We start from the raw sequence: 24,589 nt of genomic DNA, 5'->3' as shown, positions 1-24,589 counted from the left end.
CCTCCTCGCCTGCCCACTTCGTGGTGCCCGTGCCGACCACGGGCGCCCCGCCAGCGGCGGGGCCCAGCACCCGGGTACCGCGCGACCCACCTGAAGGGTCGCCAGTACCTCGCGCGCATTCAAACAGGTCAGGGCTCGCATCGGTACCTGTGGTGGCCGATCGGTAGCGTGGGTTGTCATGATCTCGCGACTGGCGGTCGTGCCGCACCCCCCGCTCCTGGTGCCCGAACTGGTCGCCGGCGCCGCGCCGGAGACCGAACCGGTGCGGGCGGCGAGCCTGGCCGCGGCGCGGGAACTGGCGGCGCACTCGGACGAGTGGGTGGCCGTCGGCGTCGACCCGTCCGGGCCGAGGGTGGTGCAGGACGTGGCCGGCAGCTTCCGCGGCTTCGGGGTGGACGTGCCGGTGTCGCTCACCGAGGGCGCGACCCGGGTGGACGACGAACTGCCGCTGCCCGCCCTGGTCGCCGGCTGGCTGCGGGAGCGCGCCGGGGCGCGCCGGGTGCGCGTCCACCTCGTGCCGCCCGACCTGCCCGGACCCGACTGCGCGGCGCTCGGGGCGCGGCTCGCGGGCACGCCCGCGCTGCTCGTCCTGGGCGACGGGTCGCACCGGCACGGCGAGCTGGCCGTGGGGCGGTCCGACGACCGGGCCGGGGCGTTCGACGACGGCGTGCGGCGGGCGCTGGCCTCGGCGGACCGGGACGCGCTGGGCGCGCTGGACCCGGCGCTGGCGGCGGAGCTGGGCGCGGGCGGGCGGGCCGCGTGGCAGGTCGCGGCGGCCGTGCCGGGCGCGTGGCGGTGCACCCGGTCGGCGTTCCTGGCCCCCTACGGGGTCGGGTACCACTGGGCCGTCTGGGAGGCTTGAGCGCGTGAGCACCTCCTCCGGGGTCGTCCCGGTCGTCGTCGTCGGCCCCACCGCGACCGGCAAGTCCGACCTGGCCGTGCGGCTCGCCGCCGAACTGGGCGGCGAGGTGGTCAACGCCGACGCGATGCAGCTCTACCGGGGCATGGACATCGGCACGGCGAAGGTCACCGAGGAGGAGCGGCGCGGCGTGCCGCACCACCTGCTCGACGTGCTCGACGTGACCGACACCGCCTCGGTGGCCGCCTACCAGCGGGAGGCGCGCGCCGTCGTGGAGCGGCTGCTGGCCGCCGGGCGCACGCCCGTGCTGGTCGGCGGCTCGGGCCTGTACGTGCAGGCGGTGCTCGACGACCTGGAGTTCCCCGGCACCGACGAGGCGGTCCGCGCCCAGCTGGAGCGGGAGCTGGCGATGTTCGGCGCGGAGACCCTGCACGGCCGGTTGGCGCAGCTCGACCCGGCCGCGGCCCTGGCGATCCTGCCGTCCAACGCCCGGCGCGTGGTGCGCGCGCTGGAGGTGATCGAGCTGACCGGCAGGCCGTTCTCGGCGACCCTGCCCAAGCCCGGCCCGGCGCGGTGGGGCGCGGTCCTGGTCGGCCTGGACCGGGAGGTGGCCGAACTGGACGAGCGGGTCGACGCCCGGGTCGGCCGGATGTTCGACGCGGGCCTGGTCGACGAGGTGCGCGCGCTGGAGGCCAGGGGGCTGCGGGAGGGCCGCACGGCGTCGCGCGCGCTCGGCTACCAGCAGGTGCTGGCCGCGTTCGACGGCGAGTACTCGGTCGAGGAGGCGTTCGGGGCGACCGCCCTGGGCACCCGGCGGTTCGTGCGCAGGCAGCGGTCCTGGTTCCGCCGCGACCGGCGGGTCACCTGGTTCGACGCGTCCTCGCCCGACCTGGCCGGCCGCGTCCTCCGGCACGTCGCGCCGTAGACTGCCGGCGTGGGCGTCGAATTCCTCAAGGGCCACGGCACCGAGAACGACTTCGTGGTGCTGCCCGATCCGGACGGTGCGCTGGACCTCACCGAGGAGCGGGTGCGCGCGCTGTGCGACCGGCGGCGCGGCCTCGGCGCGGACGGCGTGCTGCGGGTGGTGCGCCCCGACTTCGGCCCCTGGTTCATGGACTACCGCAACGGCGACGGCTCGATCGCCGAGATGTGCGGCAACGGCGTGCGCGTGTTCGTCCGCTACCTGGTCGACGCGGGCCTGGCGCCCGGCGGCGAGGAGTTCACCATCGGCACCCGTTCGGGTGAACGGCGGGTCGTCGCGCACGAGGACGGCACGGTCACCAACGACATGGGCCGCGTCCTGGTCACCGGCACCGGCACGGCCACGGTCGGCGGCAGCGCGTTCGGCGGTGTCGCGGTGGACGTCGGCAACCCGCACCTGGCGTGCGTCACCGAGGTGCCGGTGGGCGAGCTGGACCTGGGCGTGCCGCCCGGCCACGACCCGGTGCTGTTCCCGCACGGCGTGAACGTGGAGTTCGTCAACGTGCTGGGCGACGGCGCGCTGCGGATGCGCGTGCACGAGCGCGGCGTCGGCGAGACCCGCTCGTGCGGCACGGGCACGGTCGCCGCGGTCGCCTCGTGGCTGTACGGGACCGGTCAGCGCACCGGCAAGGCCACCGTGGACGTCCCCGGCGGACAGCTCGCGGTGGTGATCGAGGAGGACGGCTCGACGCTCACCGGCCCGGCCGTGCTGCTCGCCCGGGGCGAGCTCGACCAGGCGTGGTGGGACTCGCTCTAGAGGTCGACCACCTCCAGCCTGCCCAGGCGCGCCCCGGCCACCACCTCCGGCTGGGAGGTGGGCGCGGTGCAGCAGACGAGCCGGTCGCCCAGGACCGCCACCGCGAAGCACGGCTGCCCGGTCTCGACCCGGCGGGTGACGACGCCGTCCTCGACCCGGAAGGCGGCGGCCTGGAGCGCGGGCGCGACCCACACGCCGCCCTCGTCGTCCACCGCGATGCCGTCGGGCGCGACGCCGTGCTCGCGCAGGTCGGCCCACGTCGTGCGGCCGGACAGCGTCCCGTCGTCGGCCACGTCGAACGCGGTCAGCCCGAACGCCAGGGTCTCGGCGACGACGAGCCTGCCGTCCGGCAGCAGCACCATGCCGTTGGGGAACCTCAGGTCCTCGGCGGCCACCGACACCGCCCCGTCCGGGCCGACCAGCGCCAGCGCCGCGCCGGGCGCCGTCCAGCCGGGTGCCAGCAGGGCCGCCTCGCCGTGCTCGGCGATGAGCGCGTGCAGGTCGAAGCCGAAGTTGCCGACGTACGCGCGGCCGTGCGCGTCGACCAGCATGTCGTTGGCGTGGAACGTGGCGATCCCGCCCAGGTCGGCGTGCTCGACGAGGCCGCCGTCCTCCAGGCGCAGCACCCGGCGGTCGCGCATCGACACCACGAGCAGCCGCCCGTCGGGCAGCCAGCCCAGGCCCGAGGGCTGGCCCGGCACCGCGCAGACGACCTCCTCGGCCCCCGTGACCAGGTCGAGCGCGCGCACCTCGTGGTCGTAGAAGTCCGAGTAGAACAGCCTGCCGTCGGGTCCCCGCCGGGGTCCCTCGCCGAACCGGAGGCCGTCGCGCAGCACGGTGGTGTCAACCATGGCGCCCGACGCTAGTGATCACGGGGGCGTCCCGCATCGCCCGCAGCGGTGACAGCACCACCCACAGGACGGACAGGGCCATGCCCGCCGCCGCGACCCACAGCGTGCCCCGCACCCCGATCCACCCGGCGAGCGCGCCGCCCGCCAGCGCGCCGAGCGGGGTGGCGCCCCAGGCCAGGAAGCGGACGGTCGCGTTCACCCGCCCCTGGAGGCCGGGCGGGCACAGCGCCTGCCGCAGGCTGACCTGGGCCACGTTGTGGACGACGGCCCCGGCCGAGGTGACCACCGTGCCGACGGCGAGCAGCGCCAGCCGCCAGTCCGGCCCGGCCAGCGGCACGAGCGCCCAGAACGGCTGCGTGACCAGCATCGGCAGCCACACGAGCCGGGCCGTGCCGAACCGCCGCAACCGGCCCGCGACCAGGCCGACCAGCGCGCCGCCCGCGCCGCCGGCGCCCAGCAGCACCGAGGCGGCCGTCGGCGACAGGTCCAGGTCGCGCAGCAGGAACAGCACGCTCACCGCGACCCACACGGCGTTGGCCAGGTTGAACGAGGTCGTGCACAGCGCGATCGGCCGCAGCAGCGGGTGCCCGAGCACGAACCGCAGGCCCTCCCCCATCTCCGCCCGCAGGGCCCGGGGACGCCGGGGCACGGGCTCCTCGGCGGTCCGCACCCCGCGCAGCAGCAGCGCGGCGACCAGGTAGGAGGCGCTGACCGCCGACACCGCGTTCGCCGCGCCCAGCAGCTGCGCGAGCGGTCCGCTCACCGGGCCCCCGGTGAGCCGGGCCACCTGCTGCGACGACACGAGCCGGGCGTTGCCCGCGGTCAGCCCCTCGCGGTCGACCAGCACCGGCAGGTACGCCTGGCCCGCCACGTCCACGAACACCGTCAGCACGCCCGCCAGCAGCGCGGCCAGCACCAGGTGGGCGAACGTCAGGCCGCCGAGCCACCCGGCGACCGGCACCGTGGCCAGCACCAGCGCCCGGCCGGTCGTGCTCCAGACCAGCAGGGGGCGCTTGCGCACCCGGTCGACCAGCACCCCCGCGGGCAGGCCGATCAGCAGGAACGCCGCCGTCCCGGCCGCCGCCAGCACCCCCACCTGGAACTCGGAGGCGTCCAGCGCCTCGATCGCCACCACCGGCAGCACGAACGCCGACACCGCCGTGCCGAACTGGTTGACCGCGTCGCTGCCCCAGAACCGCCGGAAGTCACCTCGTGACGACATCCCCCTCTTCCTCCCCCTCTTCCTCCTCCGCGTGGACCCGCCCGCGGCGCAGCGGCGACAGCACCACCCACAGCGCCGACAGCGCCTGCCCCGCCATGGCCACCCACAGCGCCGCCGTGACCCCGACGCCCGTGCCCAGGGCGCCGCCGGCCAGCCCGCCCAGCGGCAGCGCGCCCCACACCACGAACCGGATGCTCGCGTTCATCCGGCCGAGCAGGTGGTCGGGGCAGATCGACTGCCGGTAGCTGAGCTGGGCGACGTTGTAAACGATGACGCCGTAGCCGACGACGGCCTCGCCGAGGGCCACCAGCACGAGCCGCCAGTCCGGCGCGCCGAGCGGGATGAGCAGCCCGAACGGGAACGTGACCAGGGCGGACAGCCAGATCGGCGTGATCGGGCCGAACCGGGCGTGCCACCGGCCCATGGTCAGCGCGCCGAGCACGCCGCCCGCGCCCCCCGCGCTGAGCAGCACGCCCACCACGCCCTCGGACAGGCCCAGCTCGCGGACCAGGAACAGCACCGTGACGGCCGCCGCGATGCCGCCGAAGAAGTTCGCCGTGCCCGTGCAGGCGACGATCGCGCGCAGCGACGGGTGCCCGAACACGAACCGCAGGCCCTCGGCGACCTCGTGCCGCAGCCCGGTCCGCCCGGCCCGCGCCGGCACCGGCTCGGCGGTGCGGATGCGCAGCAGGAACAGCGCCGACACGAGGTAGCCGGCACCGGTCGCGAGCACGCCGACGGCCGCCCCGACCGCCTGCGCCACCCCGCCGGCCAGCGCGGGTCCGGACACCTCGGCCACCGCCCGGCTGGACTCCAGCTTCGAGTTGCCCTCGACGAGCTGCTCCCGGCCGACCAGCGCGGGCAGGTACGACTGGTAGGCGACGTCGAACATGACCGTGGCCGCGCCGACCAGCAGCGCCACCACGACCAGGTGGGCGAGGGTGAGCGCGCCGAGCCACCAGGCGGCCGGGACGGACAGCAGCAGCGCGGCGCGCGCGACGTCGGAGACGAGCATCACCGGGCGGCGGCTCATCCGGTCCACCCACACCCCGGCGGGCAGCCCGATCAGCAGGAACGCGGCCGAGCCCGCGGCGGAGAGCACGCCCATCTGGAACGGCGTGGCGGCCAGCGCGCCCACCGCGAGCAGCGGCAGGACCGTGCGGCCGATCGTGGCGCCGAACTGGCTGACGGTGTCGCCCACCCACAGGAGGCGGAAGTCGCGGTGGGACCAGAGGGACATGGCGGGGAGTCTCGCGCGAGTGATTTGAAACTGTCAATCACTTACCCGCGACGGCGTATCCTTGGCCGGTGGAGCGACAGATCGGCACCGCCGAGCAGGCCGCGGCCCTCGCCTCGGACGTGCGGCTGCGCATCATCCGGCTCACCTACGACACGCCGCTGACCAACAAGGAGATCGCCGAGCGCCTCCGCAAGGACCCGGCCACCACGCTCCACCACGTGCGCAAGCTGGTGGCCGCGGGTTTCCTGGAGGCGCAGCCCGCCCGCTCGGGCAACCGGGGCGCGCGCGAGGTCCCCTACCTGTCCACCGGGCTGTCCTGGCGGCTGACCTGGCAGGACGACGAGAAACCGCTGGCCACCCAGGAGGCCGTGCTCCAGGCGTTCCTCGGCGAGGTCGCCGACCACGGCGTCGACGCGCTCAAGCAGGTCCGGTTGGTCGTCAGGACCGACCCGCGGGAACTAAAACGGCGTCTCCAGGCGTTGTTCGATGAGCTGGCGTCGACGCCGGCCACCCCGGACGGGGAGCGGGTCGCGGTCTACCTGGCGCTGTACCCGGGGGACTGACCGCGGGTGATAACCACTCGGTCCGGCGAGGGGTGACGTGGGACGATGAAGGGCAAATGACGGACAACACGTACCGAAGCAACGACTGGCCCGACCAGGACGACGAGCTGTCGACCGGCGACCTCGCGCTGGAGGAACGCGCGGCGCTGCGCCGCGTCGCCGGGCTGTCCACCGAACTCCAGGACGTCACCGAGGTCGAGTACCGGCAGCTCCGCCTGGAGCGCGTCGTGCTGGTCGGCGTGTGGACCGAGGGCACCGCGGCGGACTCCGAGGCCTCCCTGGCCGAGCTGGCCCTGCTCGCCGAGACGGCGGGCTCCGAGGTCCTCGAAGGTCTCGTCCAGCGGCGCGACCGGCCCGACCCGGCCACCTACATCGGCGCCGGCAAGGTCGCCGAGCTGCGCGACATCGTGATCTCGACCGGCGCGGACACCGTGATCGCCGACGGCGAGCTCTCCCCCGGCCAGCTGCGGCAGCTGGAGGAGAAGCTCAAGGTCAAGGTCATCGACCGCACGGCGCTGATCCTCGACATCTTCGCCCAGCACGCCTCCACCAAGGAGGGCAAGGCGCAGGTCGAGATGGCGCAGCTCCAGTACCTGCTGCCGCGCCTGCGCGGGTGGGGCGAGTCGCTGTCCCGGCAGGCCGGTGGCCGTGCCGGCGGCGGCAACGGCGGCGTGGGCCTGCGCGGTCCCGGTGAGACGAAGCTGGAGACCGACCGACGGCGCATCCGCGCGCGCATCTCGAAGCTGCGCCGCGAGATCGCCGCCATGGGCGTCATCCGGGAGACCAAGCGGCACCGCCGCGTGGCGAACTCGGTGCCGAACGTGGCCATCGCGGGCTACACGAACGCGGGCAAGTCCAGCCTGCTCAACGCGCTGACCGGCGCGGGGGTGCTGGTGCAGGACGCCCTGTTCGCGACCCTCGACCCGACCACGCGCCGCACCGAGACCCCCGAGGGCCTGCCCTACACGCTGACCGACACCGTCGGCTTCGTGCGGCACCTGCCGCACCAGCTGGTCGAGGCGTTCCGGTCGACGCTGGAGGAGGTCGCCGACGCGGACCTGCTGGTCCACGTGGTCGACGGGTCCGACGCGATGCCGGAGAAGCAGGTCAAGGCGGTGCGCGAGGTGATCGGCGAGATCTCGTCGCGGCACGACGACCCGATGCCGCACGAGCTGCTCGTGGTCAACAAGATCGACGCGGTGGGCGAGCTGGGCATGGCCCGGCTGCGGCACCTGTTCCCGACCGCGGTGTTCGTCTCCGCGCACACCGGCGAGGGCATCGCCGCGCTGCGCGAGCGCATCGCGGTGGAGACGCCGCGGCCCGAGGTGGTCGTGGAGGCGCTCGTGCCGTACGCGCGCGGCGAGGTCGTCGCCCGCGTGCACCGCGAGGGCGAGGTGCTCAAGGAGCGGCACACCGAGGAGGGCACCGAGCTGTCCGCCCGGGTCCGGCCCGACCTGGCCGGCCTGCTGGAGCAGTTCGCCGTGGACGGAAGCCGCGCCTGAGCCCTTGCGCGCGCTCCTGGTAACGCTCGGTCTGCTGGTGACGGCCGGCTCCGCTTCGGCGGAGCCGGCCGTCACCGACCTGTGCGCGGTGACCGACGAGCGGCTGGCAGAGCTGTCCGGGCTCGCCGCCGGCGGTGCCGAGCTGTTCGCGGTGAACGACAGCGACAACGGTGTGCTGGCCGTCCAGGTGATGGACCGCGAATGCGCGATCACCCGGACGATCACCACCCGGATCAACCCGTTCGACGTCGAAGACCTCGCATTGGCACCTGACGGAACCCTGTGGGCGGCGGACACCGGCGACAACGGCAAGACGCGCGAGACCGTGGCATTGCACGCGGTTTCCCCGAACGGTTCGGCGCGTTTGTACCGACTCACGTATCCTGACGGAAAGCACGACGCGGAAGCGTTGTTGATCGACGGCTCGGGAATTCCGCACATCGTCACCAAGGAAACGATCGGGTCCGCCCTCGTGTACCGGCCCGCGGGCGCGCTGGACGAGAACGCGCCGACCCCGCTGGAGCAGGTGGCGCGGGTGTCGATCGCCGGCACGGACACCCCCGGCGGGCCGCTGGCCAACCGCGTGGTGTCGCGCCTGGTCACGGGCGCGGCGACGAGCGCGGACGGCCGGGTGGCGGCGCTGCGGACCTACACCGACGCCTACCTGTTCCCGGTGCCGGACGGCGACCTGGCGAAGGCCCTGGAGGGCGACCCGGTGCGCGTGCCGCTGCCGGACGAGCCGCAGGGCGAGGCCATCGCGCTCGCCCCGGACGGCACGCTGCTGTCGGCCTCGGAGTTCGGGAACGCGGCGGCGTCCTCGACGGTGCGCGCGGTGGCCGGCGCGACGGCCCTGGCCGTGCCCCCGGCGCCCACGACCACCGAGGCGCCGGCACCCCTCGACACCTCGGCCCCTCCCCCGCCCGCGCCGACCGACGACGCGCCCCCGTGGCTGGTCATCGGGGGTGGCGCGGTCGCGCTGGTGCTGATCGGCGGCCTCGTGCGCCGGTCGCGCAGGAGGGCCTGAGACGCCGAAGAGGGCCCGGGCGGCGAACCGCCCAAGCCCTCCCCGGTGGTCCGTCAGAGGCGGCGCAGCACCGCGACGACCTTGCCCAGGATCGACGCCTCGTCGCCCAGGATCGGCTGGTAGGCCGGGTTGTGCGGCATCAGCCACACGTGGTCGTCCCGGCGCTTGAACGTCTTGACCGTGGCCTCGCCGTCGATCATGGCGGCCACCACGTCGCCGTTGTCGGCCGTCGGCTGCTGGCGCACCACGACCCAGTCGCCGTCGGTGATGGCGGCGTCCACCATCGAGTCACCCACGACCTTGAGCAGGAACACCTCGCCCTCGCCGACGATCTCGCGCGGCAGCGGGAACACGTCCTCGATGGACTCCTCGGCCAGGATCGGCCCACCCGCGGCGATGCGGCCCAGCATGGGCACGTACGCGGGCGTCGGCTTGGACGCCGGGTCGAGGCCGGTCACGATCTCCGTCGGCAGCACGCCCACCGCGCGCGGCCGGTTCGGGTCCCGCCGCAGGAAACCCTTCTTCTCCAGCGCCCGCAGCTGGTGGGCGACCGAGGACGTGCTCGTCAGGCCCACCGCCTCGCCGATCTCGCGGACGCTGGGCGGGTAGCCGAACCGGTCCAGCCAGTCGCGGATCACGTCGAGCACCTTGCGCTGCCGCAGGGTGAGCCCCGCGTTGCCCGCGATGTCCGCCGGTGGGGGGGCGGAGGGCGCATCTGCGGCGATGCCCGCGTCGTCGTTGGTCTTGCGCACCACGGTGCTTCCTCCTCACCGGCTCAGATTGCCCAGGCCGGCTATCCGTCGATCTTCGACTGTGGACGGTAGTCGCGTTCGACGCCCAGATCAAACACCTGTTCGAAGTAAGCGTCGGCGTGTCCTTCCAATTATGCGGCACTTAGTGGTAGACATTCGCACGGACGTTCGATCGAACACAGGTTCGATCATGATCGGATGACCTGCGTTGGAGGGCAGCATGGCGGTGGTCATTGGCACCCGCAACGGGTTCGAACTCGTCGACGGCGCCGGTGTCGAGGATGTCGCCCTCGGCGAGGGACTGCGACCCGGACCGCGGGTGCTTCGCCGGTTCGAGGTACCCGAGCGCGACGACCGGCGGCCCGCGGGCCGCCCCCTCCCCCTCGCGGCGCGCGAGGCGCCGCCCGAGCCGGCCGCCCCCGGGGTCCGCCCCCGGCGGCACCCCGCCCTCCGGTTCGCCGCCCACGTCGCGGTCGCGGCCGTCGTGGCCGCCGCGCTGAGCCTGTTCTACCTGTACGCGACCGGCGCGACCACCGTCCCCGAGCGCACCGCCGTCGTGCACGTCCAGGTGGGCGAGTCCCTCCTCGACGTCGCCGGGCGCAGCGCGCCGGACAGCGACCCCGAGGCCGTCGCGGCCCGCATCCGGGAGCTGAACGCGCTCCCCGACGCCGAGGTGAGGCCCGGCCAGGCCCTCGTCGTCCCGGACGGCGCGGCCGGCCCCTGACCCGCGCCCGGACCCCTCCCGAGCACTCCCCGGACCGCGCCACCCGACCACCGGTGGCGCGGTCCGGGCGTTTCGGGGCGTCGCCCGAGGTTCCGCCGTCCGAGTGACGGGACACGCCACCCCCCGACTTGCAGGCCCGTAGGGCTTGGGCATAGGTTGACCCCTACATCTAGTGGTTACACCGTCGTAGTCAGTCCACAGGTTGGGGTTTTCCCCACGAGCGGGGCTGACGCGATGGCTGCTGCCCAGGGGAGGGGAAGACCAGCCGTGCGATGCCCGTTCTGCCGGAACTCGGACTCGCGTGTCGTCGATTCCCGCGAGGTCGACGAGGGCCAGGTCATCCGCCGCCGCCGGTCGTGCACGGCCTGCGGACGCCGCTTCACCACGGTCGAGGAGGCCGTGCTGGCGGTGGTCAAGCGCTCCGGCGTGACCGAGCCGTTCAGCCGCGACAAGGTCGTCGTCGGCGTGCGCCGGGCGTGCCAGGGCCGCCCCGTCGACGAGGACGCGCTCCAGCAGCTCGCCCAGCGCGTGGAGGAGTCGATCCGCTCCGGCGGCGTCGCCGAGATCCCCAGCCACGAGGTCGGCCTGGCCATCCTCGGCCCCCTGCGCGAGCTGGACGAGGTCGCCTACCTCCGCTTCGCCAGCGTCTACCGCTCCTTCTCGTCCGTCGAGGACTTCGAGAAGGAGATCGCCGATCTCCGCGACGCCCAGCGCGACTAGTCCCCCGACTGGTCGGCGCCGGCCGCCGCGACCGAGAACCACACCGCGAACAGCACATCGCGAACACCACAGCGACCGCCTCGGACGGGGAGCCCGGACGTGGTCGTTCCACACCCACACCATGTGATCGAGAGGGACCCCGGATGACCGAGACCGTCGGTGGCTCGAAGAAGACGGCCACCCGCAACGGCGCGGGAAGCAAGAACGCCAAGCTGAAGGTGGAGCGCGTCTACACCACGGAGGGCACGCACCCCTACGACGAGGTCACCTGGGAGCACCGCGACGTCGTGATGACGAACTGGCGCGACGGCTCGGTGAACTTCGAGCAGCGCGGCGTCGAGTTCCCGGACTTCTGGTCGGTCAACGCGACGAACATCGTCACGAGCAAGTACTTCCGGGGCGCGGTCGGCACGCAGCAGCGCGAGCACAGCCTGCGCCAGCTCATCGACCGCGTGGTGAAGACCTACGTCGAGGCGGGCGTCAAGCACGGCTACTTCGGCTCCGAGCAGGACGCCGAGATCTACGAGCACGAGCTGACCTGGATGCTGCTGCACCAGGTGTTCAGCTTCAACTCGCCGGTGTGGTTCAACGTGGGCACCACCTCCCCGCAGCAGGTCAGCGCCTGCTTCATCCTGTCGGTCGACGACACGATGGAGTCCATCCTGAACTGGTACCGCGAGGAGGGCCTGATCTTCAAGGGCGGCTCCGGCGCGGGCCTGAACCTCTCGCGCATCCGCTCGTCCCGCGAGCTGCTGTCCTCCGGCGGCACCGCGTCCGGCCCGGTGTCGTTCATGCGCGGCGCGGACGCGTCGGCGGGCACCATCAAGTCCGGTGGCGCGACCCGCCGCGCGGCGAAGATGGTCGTGCTCGACGTGGACCACCCCGACGTCGAGGAGTTCATCGAGACCAAGGCGCGCGAGGAGGACAAGGTCCGCGCGCTGCGCGACGCCGGGTTCGACATGGACCTGGGCGGCAAGGACATCGTGTCCGTGCAGTACCAGAACGCGAACAACTCGATCCGCGTGTCGGACGAGTTCATGCACGCCTACGAGAGCGGCGGCCAGTTCGGCCTGCGCGCCCGGATGACCGGCGAGGTCATCGACCACGTCGACGCGAAGGGCCTGTTCCGCAAGCTCGCGCAGGCCGCGTGGGAGTGCGCCGACCCGGGCATCCAGTACGACGGCACCATCAACGACTGGCACACCACGCCGGAGTCGGGCCGCATCACCGCGTCCAACCCGTGCTCGGAGTACATGCACCTGGACAACTCCAGCTGCAACCTCGCGTCGCTGAACCTGATGAAGTTCCTCAAGGACGACGGTTCGTTCAACGCGGAGCTGTTCGCCAAGTCGGTCGAGGTGATCATCACCGCGATGGACATCTCCATCTGCTTCGCGGACTTCCCGACCCCCGCGATCGGCGAGACGACCCGCGCGTTCCGCCAGCTCGGCATCGGCTACGCGAACCTGGGCGCGCTGCTCATGGCGACCGGCCACGCGTACGACTCCGAGGGCGGCCGGGCGCTGGCGGCGACCATCACGTCGCTGATGCAGGCCGTGGCGTACCGGCGGTCCGCCGAGCTGGCCGGCATCGTCGGCCCGTACGACGGCTACGCCCGCAACGCCGAGGCGCACCAGCGGATCATCCGCAAGCACGCCGCGGCCAACGACGAGATCCGCACGCTGCACGCCAACGACGCCGCCGTGCGCTCGGTGGCCACCAAGGCGTGGCAGGAGTGCCAGGCGGTCGGCGCCCGCAACGGCTGGCGCAACGCGCAGGCGTCCGTGCTCGCGCCCACCGGCACCATCGGCCTGATGATGGACTGCGACACGACCGGCATCGAGCCGGACCTGGCGCTGGTGAAGTTCAAGAAGCTGGTCGGCGGCGGCTCCATGCAGATCGTCAACCAGACCGTGCCGCGCGCGCTGCGCGTCCTGGGCTACCAGGAGGAGCAGGTCGAGGCGATCGTCGAGTACATCGGCGAGCACGGCCACGTGGTCGACGCCCCCGGCCTGAAGACCGAGCACTACGACGTGTTCGACTGCGCCATGGGCGACCGGTCGATCGCCCCGATGGGCCACGTCCGGATGATGGCCGCGGTGCAGCCGTTCATCTCGGGCGCGATCTCCAAGACGGTCAACATGCCGGAGACGGCGACCGTCGAGGACGTCGAGGAGATCTACTACCAGGGCTGGAAGCTGGGCCTGAAGGCGCTCGCGATCTACCGCGACAACTGCAAGGTCGGCCAGCCGCTGTCGGCGGGCAAGTCCGCCAAGGCGTCGGTCGCCGCCACGCCCGAGGTCAAGACCGAGACGGTCGTCGAGTACCGCCCGGTGCGCAAGCGCCTGCCGAAGAAGCGCCCGTCGCAGACGGTGTCGTTCACGGTCGGCGGCGCCGAGGGCTACCTGCACGCCGGTTCGTACCCGGACGACGGCCTGGGCGAGATCTTCGTCAAGCTCGGCAAGCAGGGCTCGACCCTGGCGGGCGTGATGGACGCGTTCTCCATGTCCATCTCGGTCGGCCTCCAGTACGGCATCCCGCTGGAGTTCTACGTCTCGAAGTTCCAGAACCTGCGCTTCGAGCCGGCGGGCATGACGGACGACCCGGACGTGCGCATCGCGACCAGCGTCCTGGACTACCTGTTCCGGCGCCTGGCGCTCGACTACCTGCCGGTGGAGAAGCGCGCGCAGCTCGGCATCTTCACCGCCGACGAGCGCACCGCCCAGGTGGCGGCGGACTACAGCGGCGGCGACGTCGACCTGGAGGGCCTGCGCACGTCCGTCGACTCCGACACCCCGGCCGCGCCGGCCAACGCCCCGGCCCCCGCGCCGGAGAAGAAGCCCGCGCCGCAGGACATCAGGGTCGGCAGCTCCACGGAACTGCTCGAACTGCACCTGGGCAAGGCCGCCGACGCGCCGCTGTGCATGACGTGCGGCACGAAGATGCGCCCGGCCGGCTCCTGCTACCTGTGCGAGGGCTGCGGCTCCACGTCGGGTTGCAGCTGACCTGACGGCAGTCCGGGACCGGCGGAGCCGGGGCGACCACCACCGCCCCGGCTCCGCCGCGTCTGCGGTGCACCACCACGTACGTGACGTACTTTCACGAGGTCGTGGTACCGGTGATGATCGACCGGGAGGCAGGCATGTCCGCTGTCGCGTGCCCGGGTCGTCCGCGAGAACGACGGCTGGTCGGTGTTCGTCCCGGGGTTGCCGGTGGCCGCGGACGGCGCGTCGTTCGACGAGGCGATCGCCGAGATGGTCGACGCCCTGCGGGAGTACGCGGAGGACTGGCGGGAACGCCTGCTCGACGCCCCGAGCCACCGCGGCAACCGGGACCTGGTGCGGTTGATCGGCTCCAGCGACGACGCGCAGCTGCGCGCCTGGCTCGTCGGCAGCGCGCCGTGACCTCCTGACCGCAGCTCACGGGGGAGTTCCGATGGACACCGACCTGCTGCTGGCCGGTTACCCGGTGGCCGCGCGAGGTGCCAGGGCCGACTGGCGGGACGCGGGGCTGTCGGGCCCCGACCTGGTCTCGATGAGCGACTGCGTCGTGGACGTGCTGCCGGCGGACCGCGACGGCTGGGACGACTGGTTCGACGACCCGGTCGCGGCCGGGCGGTCACGGGTTCGCGCGGGGCGGGCGGGGCTGCACGTGCTGGCCGTCGGCGTGGCCGCGGCCGACGCCCCGGGCCTGCTCCGGGAGATGGCCGGCGCGGGCCACCACCCGGACGCGGGTGGCGTGGCGGGACGCCTGGCCCGGCGGGACGCCTTCCCCGACCCCCGCCCCGGTCGGGTGCTGGGCTTCGAGCTGGTCGGCTTCGACAGCGGGGGGTGGCACACCTGGACCTGCCTCGACGGGCTCGTCGACGACGTCCGGCGGGCGACGGGCGTGCGACCGGGGAGGTGGGGGTTGGTCCGGGACGGGCGGGAGGCGCGTCGGGCGGCGACGTGGCTGACGGCGTCGGGGCTCGGCGACCCGAAGGTCTTCCTGTGGGTCCCGGCGCTCCTGGTCGACGCCTGCGGGGACGGGGACGGGGACGGCGGACCGTGCGAGCACCTCGACCGGGTGGGCGACCGAGCGGAACGCTGAACCGGCCGGTTCCGCCTCGTCCCGCGCTGTGGGATGGTGAGGGCGTGATCGACCGGGACGGGTGGACCGGGTGAGCGGAGCGGGGCTCGTGGTCGCACGGGTGCTCGGCGCCGGCGCGTTCCACGAGGTCGGTCACCCCACCGCGGTGGCGTCGTCGCCCGACGGGGAGCTGCTGGCCGTCGCGGGTGACCTCGGGCACGCCGGGTCGCCGGTGTGGGACCCGGGGGTGCGCCGGCTGCCGCTGGCGGTCTACCGGACGTCCGACCTGGCGTGCGTGCTGCTCGTGAACACCCGGTGGCCGGTGGGCTCGCTGTCGTTCCACCCGGAGCTGCCGCTGCTGGCCGCGGGCACCGGGCAGTACGACGGCGGCTACTTCTACGAGGGCGAGCTGCTGCTCGCGGACCTGGTGACGGGCCGCACGAGGTCGGTGGTCGAGTCCTGCACGCAGGTGCTGGACGTGGCGTGGCTGGACGCGCGGTCGCTGCGGGTGGTGCTCACGCCGTCCACCGACGACGAGGAGCAGGTCGCCCACGCGTTCACCGCGGTCCGCGACGACTGGGGGTCACCCGACCTGACCTTCTTCCCCTCGCGCATGTCGACCGCGCCGCTGGTGGGGCGACCGGACCCGGTGCGCGCCCGGCTCGCCGTCGAACGCGCCTGCCTCGACCGGGGCGTGGTGTGGTCGCCGCGCCGCCAGGTGCGCGCGGTGCGGGCGCTGCGCGACGGCCGGGTCCTGGCCGCGCTGGACGGCGTCGCCGTGGAGTGCTGGGACCGCGCCGGCGGGCACTGGGCGCTCCCGGTCGACGGGCACGGCACGCAGGTCGTGGTCTCCCCCGACGAGCGCACCGCCCTCACCAACGCGGTGGGCCGGCACGACGGGCCGAGCGCGGTCACCGCGGTGGACCTGACCACCGGCCGCCCGCTGCGGGACGTCCCGGTGGACTCGCACGTCGTGCTGGTGGACCGGGCAGACGGCCTGGTGGCGGCACGGCCGGCGACGCGCGGCGACCACCCGGGCCCGCTGCTCGCGCCGGACGGGCGCCGGGTCGGCGAGGTGGTCGTCGGCCACTACGACCTCGTCAACCACTACTTCGACGTCCGCCGCTCGCCGCACCTGCTGTTCCTGCGCGGCACCTCGCCGAAGCCGTGGCGGCGCAAGTGGGTGGTCACGCCGGTCGACGGCGGCCTGCGGTACCTGTTTCCGCTGGAGTGGGACGAGCGGCGCGACGGGCACCTGTTCGGCGGCCCCGGCGCGTGGCTGGCCGGCGGTGGTGACGGGACCGGCGGGTCGATCGTGCACGCCGGGACGGTCCACGACGGCGCGGGCCTGCTGCCGGGCAACGCGTTCGTCGCCCGCCGCCGCTACCCGAAGGGCAAGGCCGAGTGGGTGGTCACCGCCGACCACGCGCCGGTGGCGCTGGACGCCGACGAGAACCACGCGTACGTGGCGTTCGCGTCCGGCGAGGTGGTGGTGCTGCGCAACGACGACGGCGCGGAGCTTGCACGCCTGCGGCCGGAGGTGGCGGGTCACCCGGTCGTGCCGCTGTCGCTGTGCGCCGCCGGCGGCGGACGACTGCTGATCGGCACGTTCCAGGGCTCGGTGCTGGACTGCGCCGTGACTCCCTAGGGGCCCGGGACGTGGCAGGCCGGGGGCGCATGTCGACCTCGGACGCACTCCGCTCCCTCGACGAGCTGCGCGCGCACGGCGAGGTCGACCAGGACCGGTTGGCGGCGGCGTTCGCCGAGCGCTGCGACCCCCGTCGCGGGTACGGGCCGGGCGCGGTGGTGGTGCTGCACCGGGTCCGGGCCGGTTCACGAAGCTCGCCGCCGACGACTACCGGGCCGCGGTCACCGCGTGCGTGGCGGCGGGCGGCGACGCGGACACGACGGCCGCCATCACGGGCGGGGTCGTGCGCGCTCCCGTGCCCGGGGAGTGGCTGTCGCGCCGCGAGCCGCTGCCGACCTCCGCACCCCGAGCCGACCTCCGCGCCCTGAGCGGCCCGTGTCACCCCATCGGGGGGCGACACGGACCGGGAACGCTCAGCCGCGGCGGAACAGCTTGGTGCCCAACCACACGATCGGGTCGTAGCGGCGGTCGGCGACGCGCTCCTTCATCGGGATCAGCGCGTTGTCGGTGATCTTGATGTGCTCCGGGCACACCTCGGTGCAGCACTTGGTGATGTTGCACAGCCCCAGCCCGTGCGACGACTGCGCCTCGCGCACCCGGTCGGCCCCGTCGAGCGGGTGCATCTCCAGCTCGGCCACCCGCATCAGGAACCGCGGCCCGGCGAACGACTCCTTGTTCTCCTCGTGGTCGCGGATGACGTGGCACGTGTCGTTGCACAGGAAGCACTCGATGCACTTGCGGAACTCCTGCGAGCGCTCCACGTCGACCTGCTGCATCCGGTACTCCCCCGGCGCGACGCCCTCCGGGGGCTGGAACGCCGGGACCTCCCGCGCCTTCCGGTAGTTGTACGAGACGTCGGTGACGAGGTCGCGGATCACCGGGAACGTGCGCATCGGCGTCACGGTGATCGTCTCGTCCTCGGTGAACGTCGACATCCGGGTCATGCACAGCAGCCGCGGCCTGCCGTTGACCTCGGCCGAGCACGAACCGCACTTGCCCGCCTTGCAGTTCCACCGCACGGCCAGGTCGGGCGTCTGGGTGGCCTGCAACCGGTGGATCACGTCGAGGACGACCTCGCCCTCGTTCACCTCGACGGTGAAGTCCTCCAGGCCGCCGCCCTCGGCGGAACCGCGCCACACCCGGAAGTGCCCCTGGTACCCCACGTCACCCCTCCAGTTCGTCCGCGGTCAGGTACTTGTCCAGCTCCGAGCGCTCGAACAGGTCGAGCAGGTCCGCACGGATCGGGACCTGCGCCTCCTCGTCCACCGCGACGCCGTCGCCGGACGCGGTGCAGACCAGCAGCCTGCGCCGCCAGTCGGCGTCCATCCGGGGGTGGTCGTCGCGGGTGTGCCCGCCGCGGCTCTCGGTGCGCAGCAGCGCGGCGCGCGCCACGCACTCGCTGACCAGCAGCATGTTGCGCAGGTCGAGCGCGAGGTGCCAGCCCGGGTTGAACTGCCGGTGCCCCTCGACCACGACGTTCGCCGCGCGCCGCTTCAGCTCGTCGAGCCGCGCGACGGCCTGCTCCATCTCCTCGGCCCGCCGGATGATGCCGACCAGGTCGTTCATCGCCTGCTGGAGCTCCACGTGCAGCGTGTACGGGTTCTCGCCGCTCTCCCCGGAGAACGGCGCGAGGGCCGTCCGCTCGGCGTCGACCACCGCCTCGTCGGAGCACGCGGGCCGCTCGGACAGGCTCGCCACGTAGTCGGCCGCGCCCAGGCCCGCCCGCCGGCCGAAGACCAGCAGGTCGGACAGCGAGTTGCCGCCCAGCCGGTTCGAGCCGTGCATGCCGCCGGACACCTCGCCCGCCGCGAACAGGCCGGGCACGGACGACGCGCCGGTGTCCGGGTCGACCTGCACGCCGCCCATCACGTAGTGGCAGGTCGGCCCGACCTCCATGGGCTGCGCGGTGATGTCGACGTCGGCCAGCTCCTTGAACTGGTGGTGCATCGACGGCAGCCGCCGCATGATCTCCTCGGCGGGCAGGCGGGTGGAGACGTCCAGGAACACGCCGCCGTGCTCGGACCCGCGACCGGCCTTGACCTCGGAGTTGATGGCGCGGGCCACCTCGTCGCGCGGCAGCAGCTCCGGTGGCCGCCGGTTCGCGCCGGGGTCGGCGTACCAGCGGTCGGCTTCCTCCTCGTTGTCGGCGTACTTGTCCTTGAACACCTCGGGCACGTAGTCGAACATGAACCGCTTGCCCTCGGAGTTCCGCAGCACGCCGCCGTCACCGCGCACGGACTCGGTGACCAGGATGCCCTTCACCGACGGCGGCCAGACCATGCCGGTCGGGTGGAACTGGACGAACTCCATGTTGACCAGCGACGCCCCGGCGCGCAGGGCCAGCGCGTGGCCGTCGCCGGTGTACTCCCACGAGTTGGACGTGACCTTGAACGACTTGCCGATGCCGCCGGTCGCGAGCACCACCGCGGGCGCCTCGAACAGCACGAACCGGCCGGACTCGCGCCAGTAGCCGAACGCGCCGGCGACCTTGCCGCCGTCCAGGACCAGGTCGGTGACGGTGAACTCCTGGAACACCCGCAGCAGGGACTCGTGGTCGCCGGTCCGCGCGTGGTCGTCCTGCTGGAGGGACACGACCTTCTGCTGGAGGGTGCGGATCAGCTCCAGGCCCGTGCGGTCGCCGACGTGCGCGAGGCGCGGGTACTCGTGGCCGCCGAAGTTGCGCTGGCTGATCCGGCCGTCCTTCGTGCGGTCGAACAGGGCCCCGTAGGTCTCCAGCTCCCACACCCGGTCGGGCGCCTCCTTGGCGTGCAGCTCGGCCATCCGCCAGTTGTTGAGGAACTTCCCGCCGCGCATGGTGTCCCGGAAGTGCACCTGCCAGTTGTCGTTCGAGTTCACGTTGCCCATGGCCGCGGCGATGCCGCCCTCGGCCATCACGGTGTGCGCCTTGCCGAACAACGACTTGCACAGCACCGCCGTGCGCATCCCGTGCTCGCGGGCCTCGATCGCGGCGCGCAGCCCCGCGCCGCCGGCACCGATCACGAGCACGTCGAACTGATGCCGTTCCAGCTCGGGCAAAACCACTCCTCAGTTGACGAATCGGAGGTCGGTGATCGTCCCGGAGGCGACCAGCGCGACGTAGAGGTCCGTGACGCAGACGAAGATCAGCGAGGCCCACGCGAGCTGCATGTGCTTGGCGTTGAGCTTGGAGATCCTCGTCCACGCCCAGTACCGCACCGGGTGCTTGGAGAAGTGCTTCAACCGGCCGCCGGCGATGTGCCGGCACGAGTGGCACGACAGCGTGTAGGCGCCGAGCAGCGCCACGTTCACCAGCAGCACGACGTTGCCCAGGCCGATGCCGGTGGTGAACGCGTAGACCGCGTCGTAGACGTTGACCAGCAGCAGCAGCGAGGCGGCGTAGAAGAAGTAGCGGTGCAGGTTCTGCGCGACCAGCGGGAAGCGGGTCTCCCCCGTGTACTTCGCGTGGGGCTCGGCCACCGCGCACGCGGGCGGGGACATCCACGCCGCCCGGTAGTACGCCTTGCGGTAGTAGTAGCAGGTCACGCGGAAGCCGAGCAGGAACGGGATGATGATCACCGGCGGGGTGAGGAACCCCGGCAGCTCGGGCAGGGGTCGGCCGAAGTGCGCCGCGCCGGGCAGGCACTCCTGGCTCAGGCACGGGGAGTACATGGGCGTCAGGTAGCGGTACTCGTCCACCCAGTAGAAGTCGCCCATGAACGTGCGCACGGCCGCGTACACCGAGATCAGCAGCAGACCGGCGAAGGTGGCCAGCGGCGGTATCCACCACCGGTCGGTCCGCAACGTGCGCTGGGCGATCTGCGCCCTCATACCTCACCTCGGTTCCACGTCGCTGTGGCGGGGTCGATCAAGGACCGATCTTTTCGGGCAAAACCGAACCGGCCCCCGCGTGGTGCGTCACGCGGGGGCCGGGCCGGGGTGGGTCAGGTGCGGTGGCTGCGGTAGCCGCCGAGACCCTCGTCGTCGGCGTCGTGCCAGAGCCGGGGGTCGTAGGGCGTGTCGGGCACCACCACGACCTCGCGCTCGATCCTCGGCGCTTCCCGCTGCCGGGGCGTGCTGTCCAGGTCGACCAGCTCGGTCGCGTCGATGTCCATGCGCTCGACGTCGTTGGCCAGCCTCTGCACCGCGGCCACGTCGCCGTAGCGCGCCCGCAGTCCGCCGACGCACTGGCGGAGCCGGCCGAGCGCGCGGCGCAGTTCCACGATCTCCGAGGACGTCATGGTCAGCACCTCCCTTGGGGTTCCGTGTGCCGACTCTGCCCGGTCGGCGCCCTTGTGACAAGCACCACAAGTATCCACGGCGCGTCCCAGGATCTGAATCGTTTTTGTGACGATCATGTGTCGTGACATAATGTGTGGGCTGTCACGTCCGTCCGTGCGACGCCAGCGCTGCCGTCCCACCGGGCCCACCACGGCCCGTGATCACCCCCGGAGACAGCGAACCATGAGCGTGCATCCCGTCGTCGCCGCAGTGACGGCCCGAATCGCCGCCCGCAGCGCCGCCGCCCGGACCGCCTACCTCGACCGCATCGCCCAGGCCCACCAGGACGGCCCCGCCCGCCGCGACATGGCGTGCAGCAACCTGGCGCACGGCTTCGCCGGCATCACCGGCGGCGACAAGGACCTCCTTCGGGCGATGCGTCGCCCGAACGTGGCGATCGTGTCGTCCTACAACGACATGCTCTCCGCCCACCAGCCGATGAACGAGTACCCCGCGTGGATCAAGGACGCGGCGCGGGCCGTCGGCGGCGTGGCGCAGTTCGCGGGCGGCGTGCCCGCCATGTGCGACGGCATCACGCAGGGCCGCGCGGGCATGGAGCTGTCCCTGTTCAGCCGGGACGTCATCGCGATGTCCACCGCCGTGGCGCTCTCGCACGAGATGTTCGACTCGGCGCTGCTGCTCGGCGTGTGCGACAAGATCGTCCCCGGCCTGCTGATCGGCGCCCTGTCGTTCGGGCACCTGCCCGCGATCCTGGTGCCCGCCGGCCCCATGAGCTCCGGCCTGCCGAACTCGGAGAAGGCCCGCGTGCGGCAGCTGTTCGCCGAGGGCAAGGCCACCCGCGAGGACCTGCTGGAGGCCGAGTCCGCCTCCTACCACAGCCCCGGGACCTGCACGTTCTACGGCACGGCGAACTCCAACCAGCTCGTCGTGGAGGTCATGGGCCTGCACCTGCCGGGCGCGAGCTTCGTGCCGCCGGGCACCAGGCTGCGGCGGGCGCTGACCGAGGAGGCCGCGCGCCGGGCCGTGGAGATCAGCCGGGGCGACGAGTACACCCCGATCGGGCGGGTCGTGGACGCGAAGTCCGTGGTCAACGGCGTGGTCGCGCTGCTCGCGACCGGCGGCTCGACCAACCACACCATGCACCTGGTGGCCATCGCCTCCGCCGCGGGCATCGAGCTGGGCTGGGACGACTTCGCCGAGCTGTCCTCGGTGGTGCCGCTGCTGGCGCGGGTGTACCCGAACGGGTCGGCCGACATCAACCACTTCCAGGCCGCGGGCGGCGTGCAGTTCCTCGTGCACACCCTGCTGGAGGCCGGGCTGCTGCACGAGGACGTGCAGACCGTCGCCGGGCCCGGCCTGTCCCGCTACACGCGGGAGCCCGTGCTCGTCGAGGGCGTGCTGACCTGGCGGAACGGCCCCGGCCGCTCCCTGGACACCGACGTGCTGCGGGCCGCGACCGAGCCGTTCGCCGCCGACGGCGGCCTGCGCATGCTGTCCGGCAACCTCGGCCGCGCCGTGATCAAGGTGTCCGCGGTGAAGGCCGAGCACCGGGTCGTCGAGGCGCCCGCGCGCGTGTTCACCTCGCAGGAGGCGTTCAGCGCGGCGTTCAAGGCCGGCGAGCTGGAGCGCGACGTGGTCGTGGTCGTGCGGCAGCAGGGACCGCAGGCCAACGGCATGCCCGAGCTGCACAAGCTCGTCCCCGCCCTCGGCGTGCTCATGGACCGGGGCTTCCAGGTCGCGCTGGTCACCGACGGCCGCATGTCCGGCGCGTCGGGCAAGATCCCGGCCGCCATCCAGCTCACGCCCGAGGCGGCCGTCGGCGGCCCGCTGGCCCGCGTGCGCGACGGCGACGTGCTGCGGCTGGACGCCGAGACCGGGACGCTGGAGGTCTTCGTCGACCCGGCGGAGCTGGCCGCGCGCGAGCTGGTGGACTTCCCGCCGGACGCGCAGGCGTGGACCGGCACCGGGCGCGAGCTGTTCGCGGCGCTGCGGCGCGCGGTCGGCCCGGCGGACCGGGGCGCCAGCGTGTTCGGACCCATCGCGGCCTCGCACTTCGAAGGCCAGTTCAACCAGGAGGTGTCCCGGTGACCACCAGCTCGGAGCTGCTGGCGCTGTCCCCCGTCATCCCGGTCGTCGTCGTGGACGACGCCGCGCACGCCGTGCCGCTGGCGCGGGCGCTGCTGCGCGGGGGCATCGGCGTGATCGAGCTGACGCTGCGCACGCCCGCCGCGCTGAGCGCCATCGAGCGGGTGGCCGCCGAGGTGCCGGAGATCGTGATCGGCGCGGGCACCGTGACCGCGCCGGAGCACGCCGAGCAGGCCGCGAAGGCCGGTGCCGCGTTCCTCGTCACGCCGGGCTCGACGGACGCGGTGCTCGCCGCCGCCGAGGACACCGGCCTGCCGTTCCTGCCGGGCGCGGCGACCGTGTCCGAGGCGATGCGGCTGGCCGAGCGCGGCCTGACGGCGCTGAAGTTCTTCCCGGCCGAGGCCGCGGGCGGCGTGGACTACCTCAAGTCCATCGGCGGCCCGCTGCCCGGCCTGCGGTTCTGCCCGACCGGCGGCATCACGCCCGAGTCGGCCCCGCGCTACCTGGCGCTGCCGAACGTCAGCTGCGTGGGCGGCTCCTGGCTGACCCCGAAGGACGCCCTCGCCGCCGGCGACTTCGACCGCGTCGAGTCCCTGGCCCGGGCCGCCGCCGCCCTCTGACCCGCCCCGAACGCGGAACTCACGGGTCCCCGGCGTTGGACTCTCGGGTCCCGGGTGTTGGACTCTCGCGAGAGTCCAACACCCGGGACCGGTGAGTTCCGCGTTCAGGCCAGGTGGGTCAGGGCTTCGGGGATCGAGTCGGCGACCGGGACGCCCGCGGCTTCGAGGACCCGGCGGGAGCTGGTGCCGGTGGCCACCAGGACCACGTGGGCGCCGACCGCGCGGGCCGCTTCGGCGTCGTCCAGGACGTCGCCGACCACCAGGACGTCACGGGCGTGCAGGCGCTGGGCGTCGAGGTGCGCGGCCAGGTGCTCGGCCTTCGAGTTGCCGCCCGAGTCGAGGACGCGCAGGCCGTCGACCCGGGTGAACAGGTCGTGCAGGCCGAAGCCGGTGACCAGCGGCACCAGCTCGTCGTGGAACCACATCGACAGCAGGGACTGGGTCTGGCGCAACCGCACGAGGTGGTCGGGCACGCCGGGCGCGAGCGCGCAGCGGTCGAGCAGCGAGCGGTACTCGTCGTGGTAGAGCAGGTCCACGCGCGCCCAGTCCGGCGCGGACAGCGGGCGGCCCAGGAGGCGTTCGTAGCAGTCCTTGACCGGCCGGCCGAAGACCTCGCGCCACTGGTCGAGGGTGATGACGGCGTCGTGCCCGAAGTCCGCGCACACCCGGTTGACCGCCGCCAGGACCGCGTCGTTGTCGGCGAGCAGCGTGCCGTTCCAGTCCCACACCACGTGCTCGGCCCTGATGCCCACGCG

The 24,589-nt window shown here is 73.3% G+C and carries 24 protein-coding genes; 15 read left to right on the top strand and 9 right to left on the bottom strand.

Translation table 11 applies throughout. The features are described 5' to 3' along the window. Positions 1-178: 178 nt before the first annotated feature. The 3 genes from ACRAKJ_RS07785 to dapF are packed head-to-tail and all read left to right on the top strand — an operon-like array spanning position 179 to position 2,597. Complete coding sequence (locus ACRAKJ_RS07785) at positions 179-862, top strand: class III extradiol dioxygenase subunit B-like domain-containing protein (protein WP_438926637.1); 684 nt, start codon at positions 179-181, stop codon at positions 860-862. 4 nt (positions 863-866) lie between these two features. Continuing rightward, the gene (gene miaA, locus ACRAKJ_RS07780) at positions 867-1,784 is read left to right on the top strand and encodes a tRNA (adenosine(37)-N6)-dimethylallyltransferase MiaA (RefSeq protein ID WP_438926638.1); all 918 of its coding nucleotides are present in this window, start codon (positions 867-869) and stop codon (positions 1,782-1,784) included. A gap of 9 nt (positions 1,785-1,793) precedes the next feature. After that, positions 1,794-2,597 carry a diaminopimelate epimerase gene (gene dapF / locus ACRAKJ_RS07775; protein ID WP_438926639.1) on the top strand — a complete coding sequence of 268 codons (804 nt, stop codon included), beginning with the start codon at positions 1,794-1,796 and terminating at the stop codon, positions 2,595-2,597. Here the strand turns inward: dapF and ACRAKJ_RS07770 are convergent. Genes ACRAKJ_RS07770 through ACRAKJ_RS07760 form a run of 3 tightly spaced genes read right to left on the bottom strand, consistent with a single transcriptional unit; the run spans position 2,594 to position 5,910 of the window. Continuing rightward, positions 2,594-3,448: an SMP-30/gluconolactonase/LRE family protein gene (locus tag ACRAKJ_RS07770; protein ID WP_438926640.1), complete on the bottom strand. Its 855-nt coding sequence runs from the start codon at positions 3,446-3,448 to the stop codon at positions 2,594-2,596. The genes dapF and ACRAKJ_RS07770 overlap by 4 nt on opposite strands. Then, entirely contained in the window at positions 3,441-4,670 is a 1,230-nt protein-coding gene (locus tag ACRAKJ_RS07765; RefSeq protein ID WP_438926641.1) for an MFS transporter, read from the bottom strand. The genes ACRAKJ_RS07770 and ACRAKJ_RS07765 overlap by 8 nt, the downstream gene beginning before the upstream one ends. After that, on the bottom strand, positions 4,654-5,910 hold the full coding sequence (locus tag ACRAKJ_RS07760; protein WP_438926642.1) for an MFS transporter: 1,257 nt from the start codon (positions 5,908-5,910) through the stop codon (positions 4,654-4,656). The genes ACRAKJ_RS07765 and ACRAKJ_RS07760 overlap by 17 nt, the downstream gene beginning before the upstream one ends. Before the next feature lie 68 nt (positions 5,911-5,978). Between ACRAKJ_RS07760 and ACRAKJ_RS07755 the strand changes: the two genes are divergently transcribed. From ACRAKJ_RS07755 to ACRAKJ_RS07745, 3 genes are read left to right on the top strand one after another with little or no spacing between them, the layout of a single operon-like run. After that, a complete protein-coding gene (locus tag ACRAKJ_RS07755) occupies positions 5,979-6,473 on the top strand; it encodes a helix-turn-helix domain-containing protein (RefSeq protein ID WP_438926643.1) in 495 nt (164 codons plus the stop codon). Positions 6,474-6,529: 56 nt separating this feature from the next. Further along, the gene (gene hflX / locus ACRAKJ_RS07750) at positions 6,530-7,975 is read left to right on the top strand and encodes a GTPase HflX (RefSeq protein WP_438926644.1); all 1,446 of its coding nucleotides are present in this window, start codon (positions 6,530-6,532) and stop codon (positions 7,973-7,975) included. 4 nt (positions 7,976-7,979) lie between these two features. Beyond that, a complete protein-coding gene (locus ACRAKJ_RS07745) occupies positions 7,980-8,999 on the top strand; it encodes a hypothetical protein (protein ID WP_447008904.1) in 1,020 nt (339 codons plus the stop codon). Positions 9,000-9,052: 53 nt separating this feature from the next. On the opposite strand, the gene lexA is transcribed toward ACRAKJ_RS07745, so the two are convergent. Beyond that, positions 9,053-9,724: a transcriptional repressor LexA gene (gene lexA / locus ACRAKJ_RS07740; protein WP_438926079.1), complete on the bottom strand. Its 672-nt coding sequence runs from the start codon at positions 9,722-9,724 to the stop codon at positions 9,053-9,055. Between the two features lie 247 nt (positions 9,725-9,971). Between lexA and ACRAKJ_RS07735 the strand changes: the two genes are divergently transcribed. The 7 genes from ACRAKJ_RS07735 to ACRAKJ_RS07705 all read left to right on the top strand — a co-directional run bounded on the left by ACRAKJ_RS07735 (position 9,972) and on the right by ACRAKJ_RS07705 (position 17,422). Further along, entirely contained in the window at positions 9,972-10,475 is a 504-nt protein-coding gene (locus tag ACRAKJ_RS07735; protein ID WP_438926068.1) for a LysM peptidoglycan-binding domain-containing protein, read from the top strand. A 267-nt stretch (positions 10,476-10,742) separates the two neighbouring features. Continuing rightward, positions 10,743-11,195, top strand: coding sequence for a transcriptional regulator NrdR (nrdR, locus tag ACRAKJ_RS07730; RefSeq protein ID WP_306746924.1), 453 nt, complete (start codon positions 10,743-10,745; stop codon positions 11,193-11,195). A gap of 143 nt (positions 11,196-11,338) precedes the next feature. Further along, positions 11,339-14,200 carry a vitamin B12-dependent ribonucleotide reductase gene (locus tag ACRAKJ_RS07725; RefSeq protein WP_438926069.1) on the top strand — a complete coding sequence of 954 codons (2,862 nt, stop codon included), beginning with the start codon at positions 11,339-11,341 and terminating at the stop codon, positions 14,198-14,200. 186 nt (positions 14,201-14,386) lie between these two features. Further along, a complete protein-coding gene (locus ACRAKJ_RS07720) occupies positions 14,387-14,599 on the top strand; it encodes a type II toxin-antitoxin system HicB family antitoxin (protein ID WP_438926070.1) in 213 nt (70 codons plus the stop codon). Between the two features lie 31 nt (positions 14,600-14,630). Then, on the top strand, positions 14,631-15,284 hold the full coding sequence (locus tag ACRAKJ_RS07715) for a hypothetical protein (RefSeq protein WP_438926071.1): 654 nt from the start codon (positions 14,631-14,633) through the stop codon (positions 15,282-15,284). 70 nt (positions 15,285-15,354) lie between these two features. Next, positions 15,355-16,911, top strand: a complete 1,557-nt coding sequence (locus ACRAKJ_RS07710; RefSeq protein ID WP_438926072.1) for a hypothetical protein — start codon at positions 15,355-15,357, stop codon at positions 16,909-16,911. Between the two features lie 121 nt (positions 16,912-17,032). After that, positions 17,033-17,422, top strand: a complete 390-nt coding sequence (locus tag ACRAKJ_RS07705) for an ADP-ribosylglycohydrolase family protein (protein WP_438926080.1) — start codon at positions 17,033-17,035, stop codon at positions 17,420-17,422. Here the strand turns inward: ACRAKJ_RS07705 and ACRAKJ_RS07700 are convergent. From ACRAKJ_RS07700 to ACRAKJ_RS07685, 4 genes are all read right to left on the bottom strand, one after another. Continuing rightward, positions 17,325-18,074 carry a succinate dehydrogenase/fumarate reductase iron-sulfur subunit gene (locus ACRAKJ_RS07700; protein WP_438926073.1) on the bottom strand — a complete coding sequence of 250 codons (750 nt, stop codon included), beginning with the start codon at positions 18,072-18,074 and terminating at the stop codon, positions 17,325-17,327. The two genes, ACRAKJ_RS07705 and ACRAKJ_RS07700, sit on opposite strands and share 98 nt — an antisense overlap. A gap of 1 nt (position 18,075) precedes the next feature. Beyond that, positions 18,076-19,947, bottom strand: coding sequence for a fumarate reductase/succinate dehydrogenase flavoprotein subunit (locus ACRAKJ_RS07695; protein WP_438926074.1), 1,872 nt, complete (start codon positions 19,945-19,947; stop codon positions 18,076-18,078). Between the two features lie 9 nt (positions 19,948-19,956). Continuing rightward, positions 19,957-20,718, bottom strand: coding sequence for a hypothetical protein (locus ACRAKJ_RS07690; protein WP_438926075.1), 762 nt, complete (start codon positions 20,716-20,718; stop codon positions 19,957-19,959). Positions 20,719-20,831: 113 nt separating this feature from the next. Then, positions 20,832-21,128 (bottom strand): hypothetical protein, encoded by a 297-nt coding sequence (locus ACRAKJ_RS07685; RefSeq protein ID WP_438926076.1) that lies wholly within the window; start codon positions 21,126-21,128, stop codon positions 20,832-20,834. Between the two features lie 223 nt (positions 21,129-21,351). Between ACRAKJ_RS07685 and edd the strand changes: the two genes are divergently transcribed. Both edd and eda read left to right on the top strand, forming a co-directional pair. Then, complete coding sequence (gene edd / locus ACRAKJ_RS07680) at positions 21,352-23,217, top strand: phosphogluconate dehydratase (RefSeq protein ID WP_438926077.1); 1,866 nt, start codon at positions 21,352-21,354, stop codon at positions 23,215-23,217. Further along, positions 23,214-23,834 (top strand): bifunctional 4-hydroxy-2-oxoglutarate aldolase/2-dehydro-3-deoxy-phosphogluconate aldolase, encoded by a 621-nt coding sequence (gene eda, locus ACRAKJ_RS07675; protein ID WP_438926078.1) that lies wholly within the window; start codon positions 23,214-23,216, stop codon positions 23,832-23,834. The genes edd and eda overlap by 4 nt, the downstream gene beginning before the upstream one ends. Positions 23,835-23,938: 104 nt before the next feature. On the opposite strand, the gene ACRAKJ_RS07670 is transcribed toward eda, so the two are convergent. Further along, the gene (locus ACRAKJ_RS07670; protein ID WP_447008903.1) at positions 23,939-24,586 is read right to left on the bottom strand and encodes an HAD family hydrolase; all 648 of its coding nucleotides are present in this window, start codon (positions 24,584-24,586) and stop codon (positions 23,939-23,941) included. Positions 24,587-24,589 lie beyond the last annotated feature (3 nt).

Source organism: Saccharothrix sp. DSM 118769 (assembly GCF_052936295.1).
This window is presented reverse-complemented; position numbering and strand designations above follow the sequence as displayed.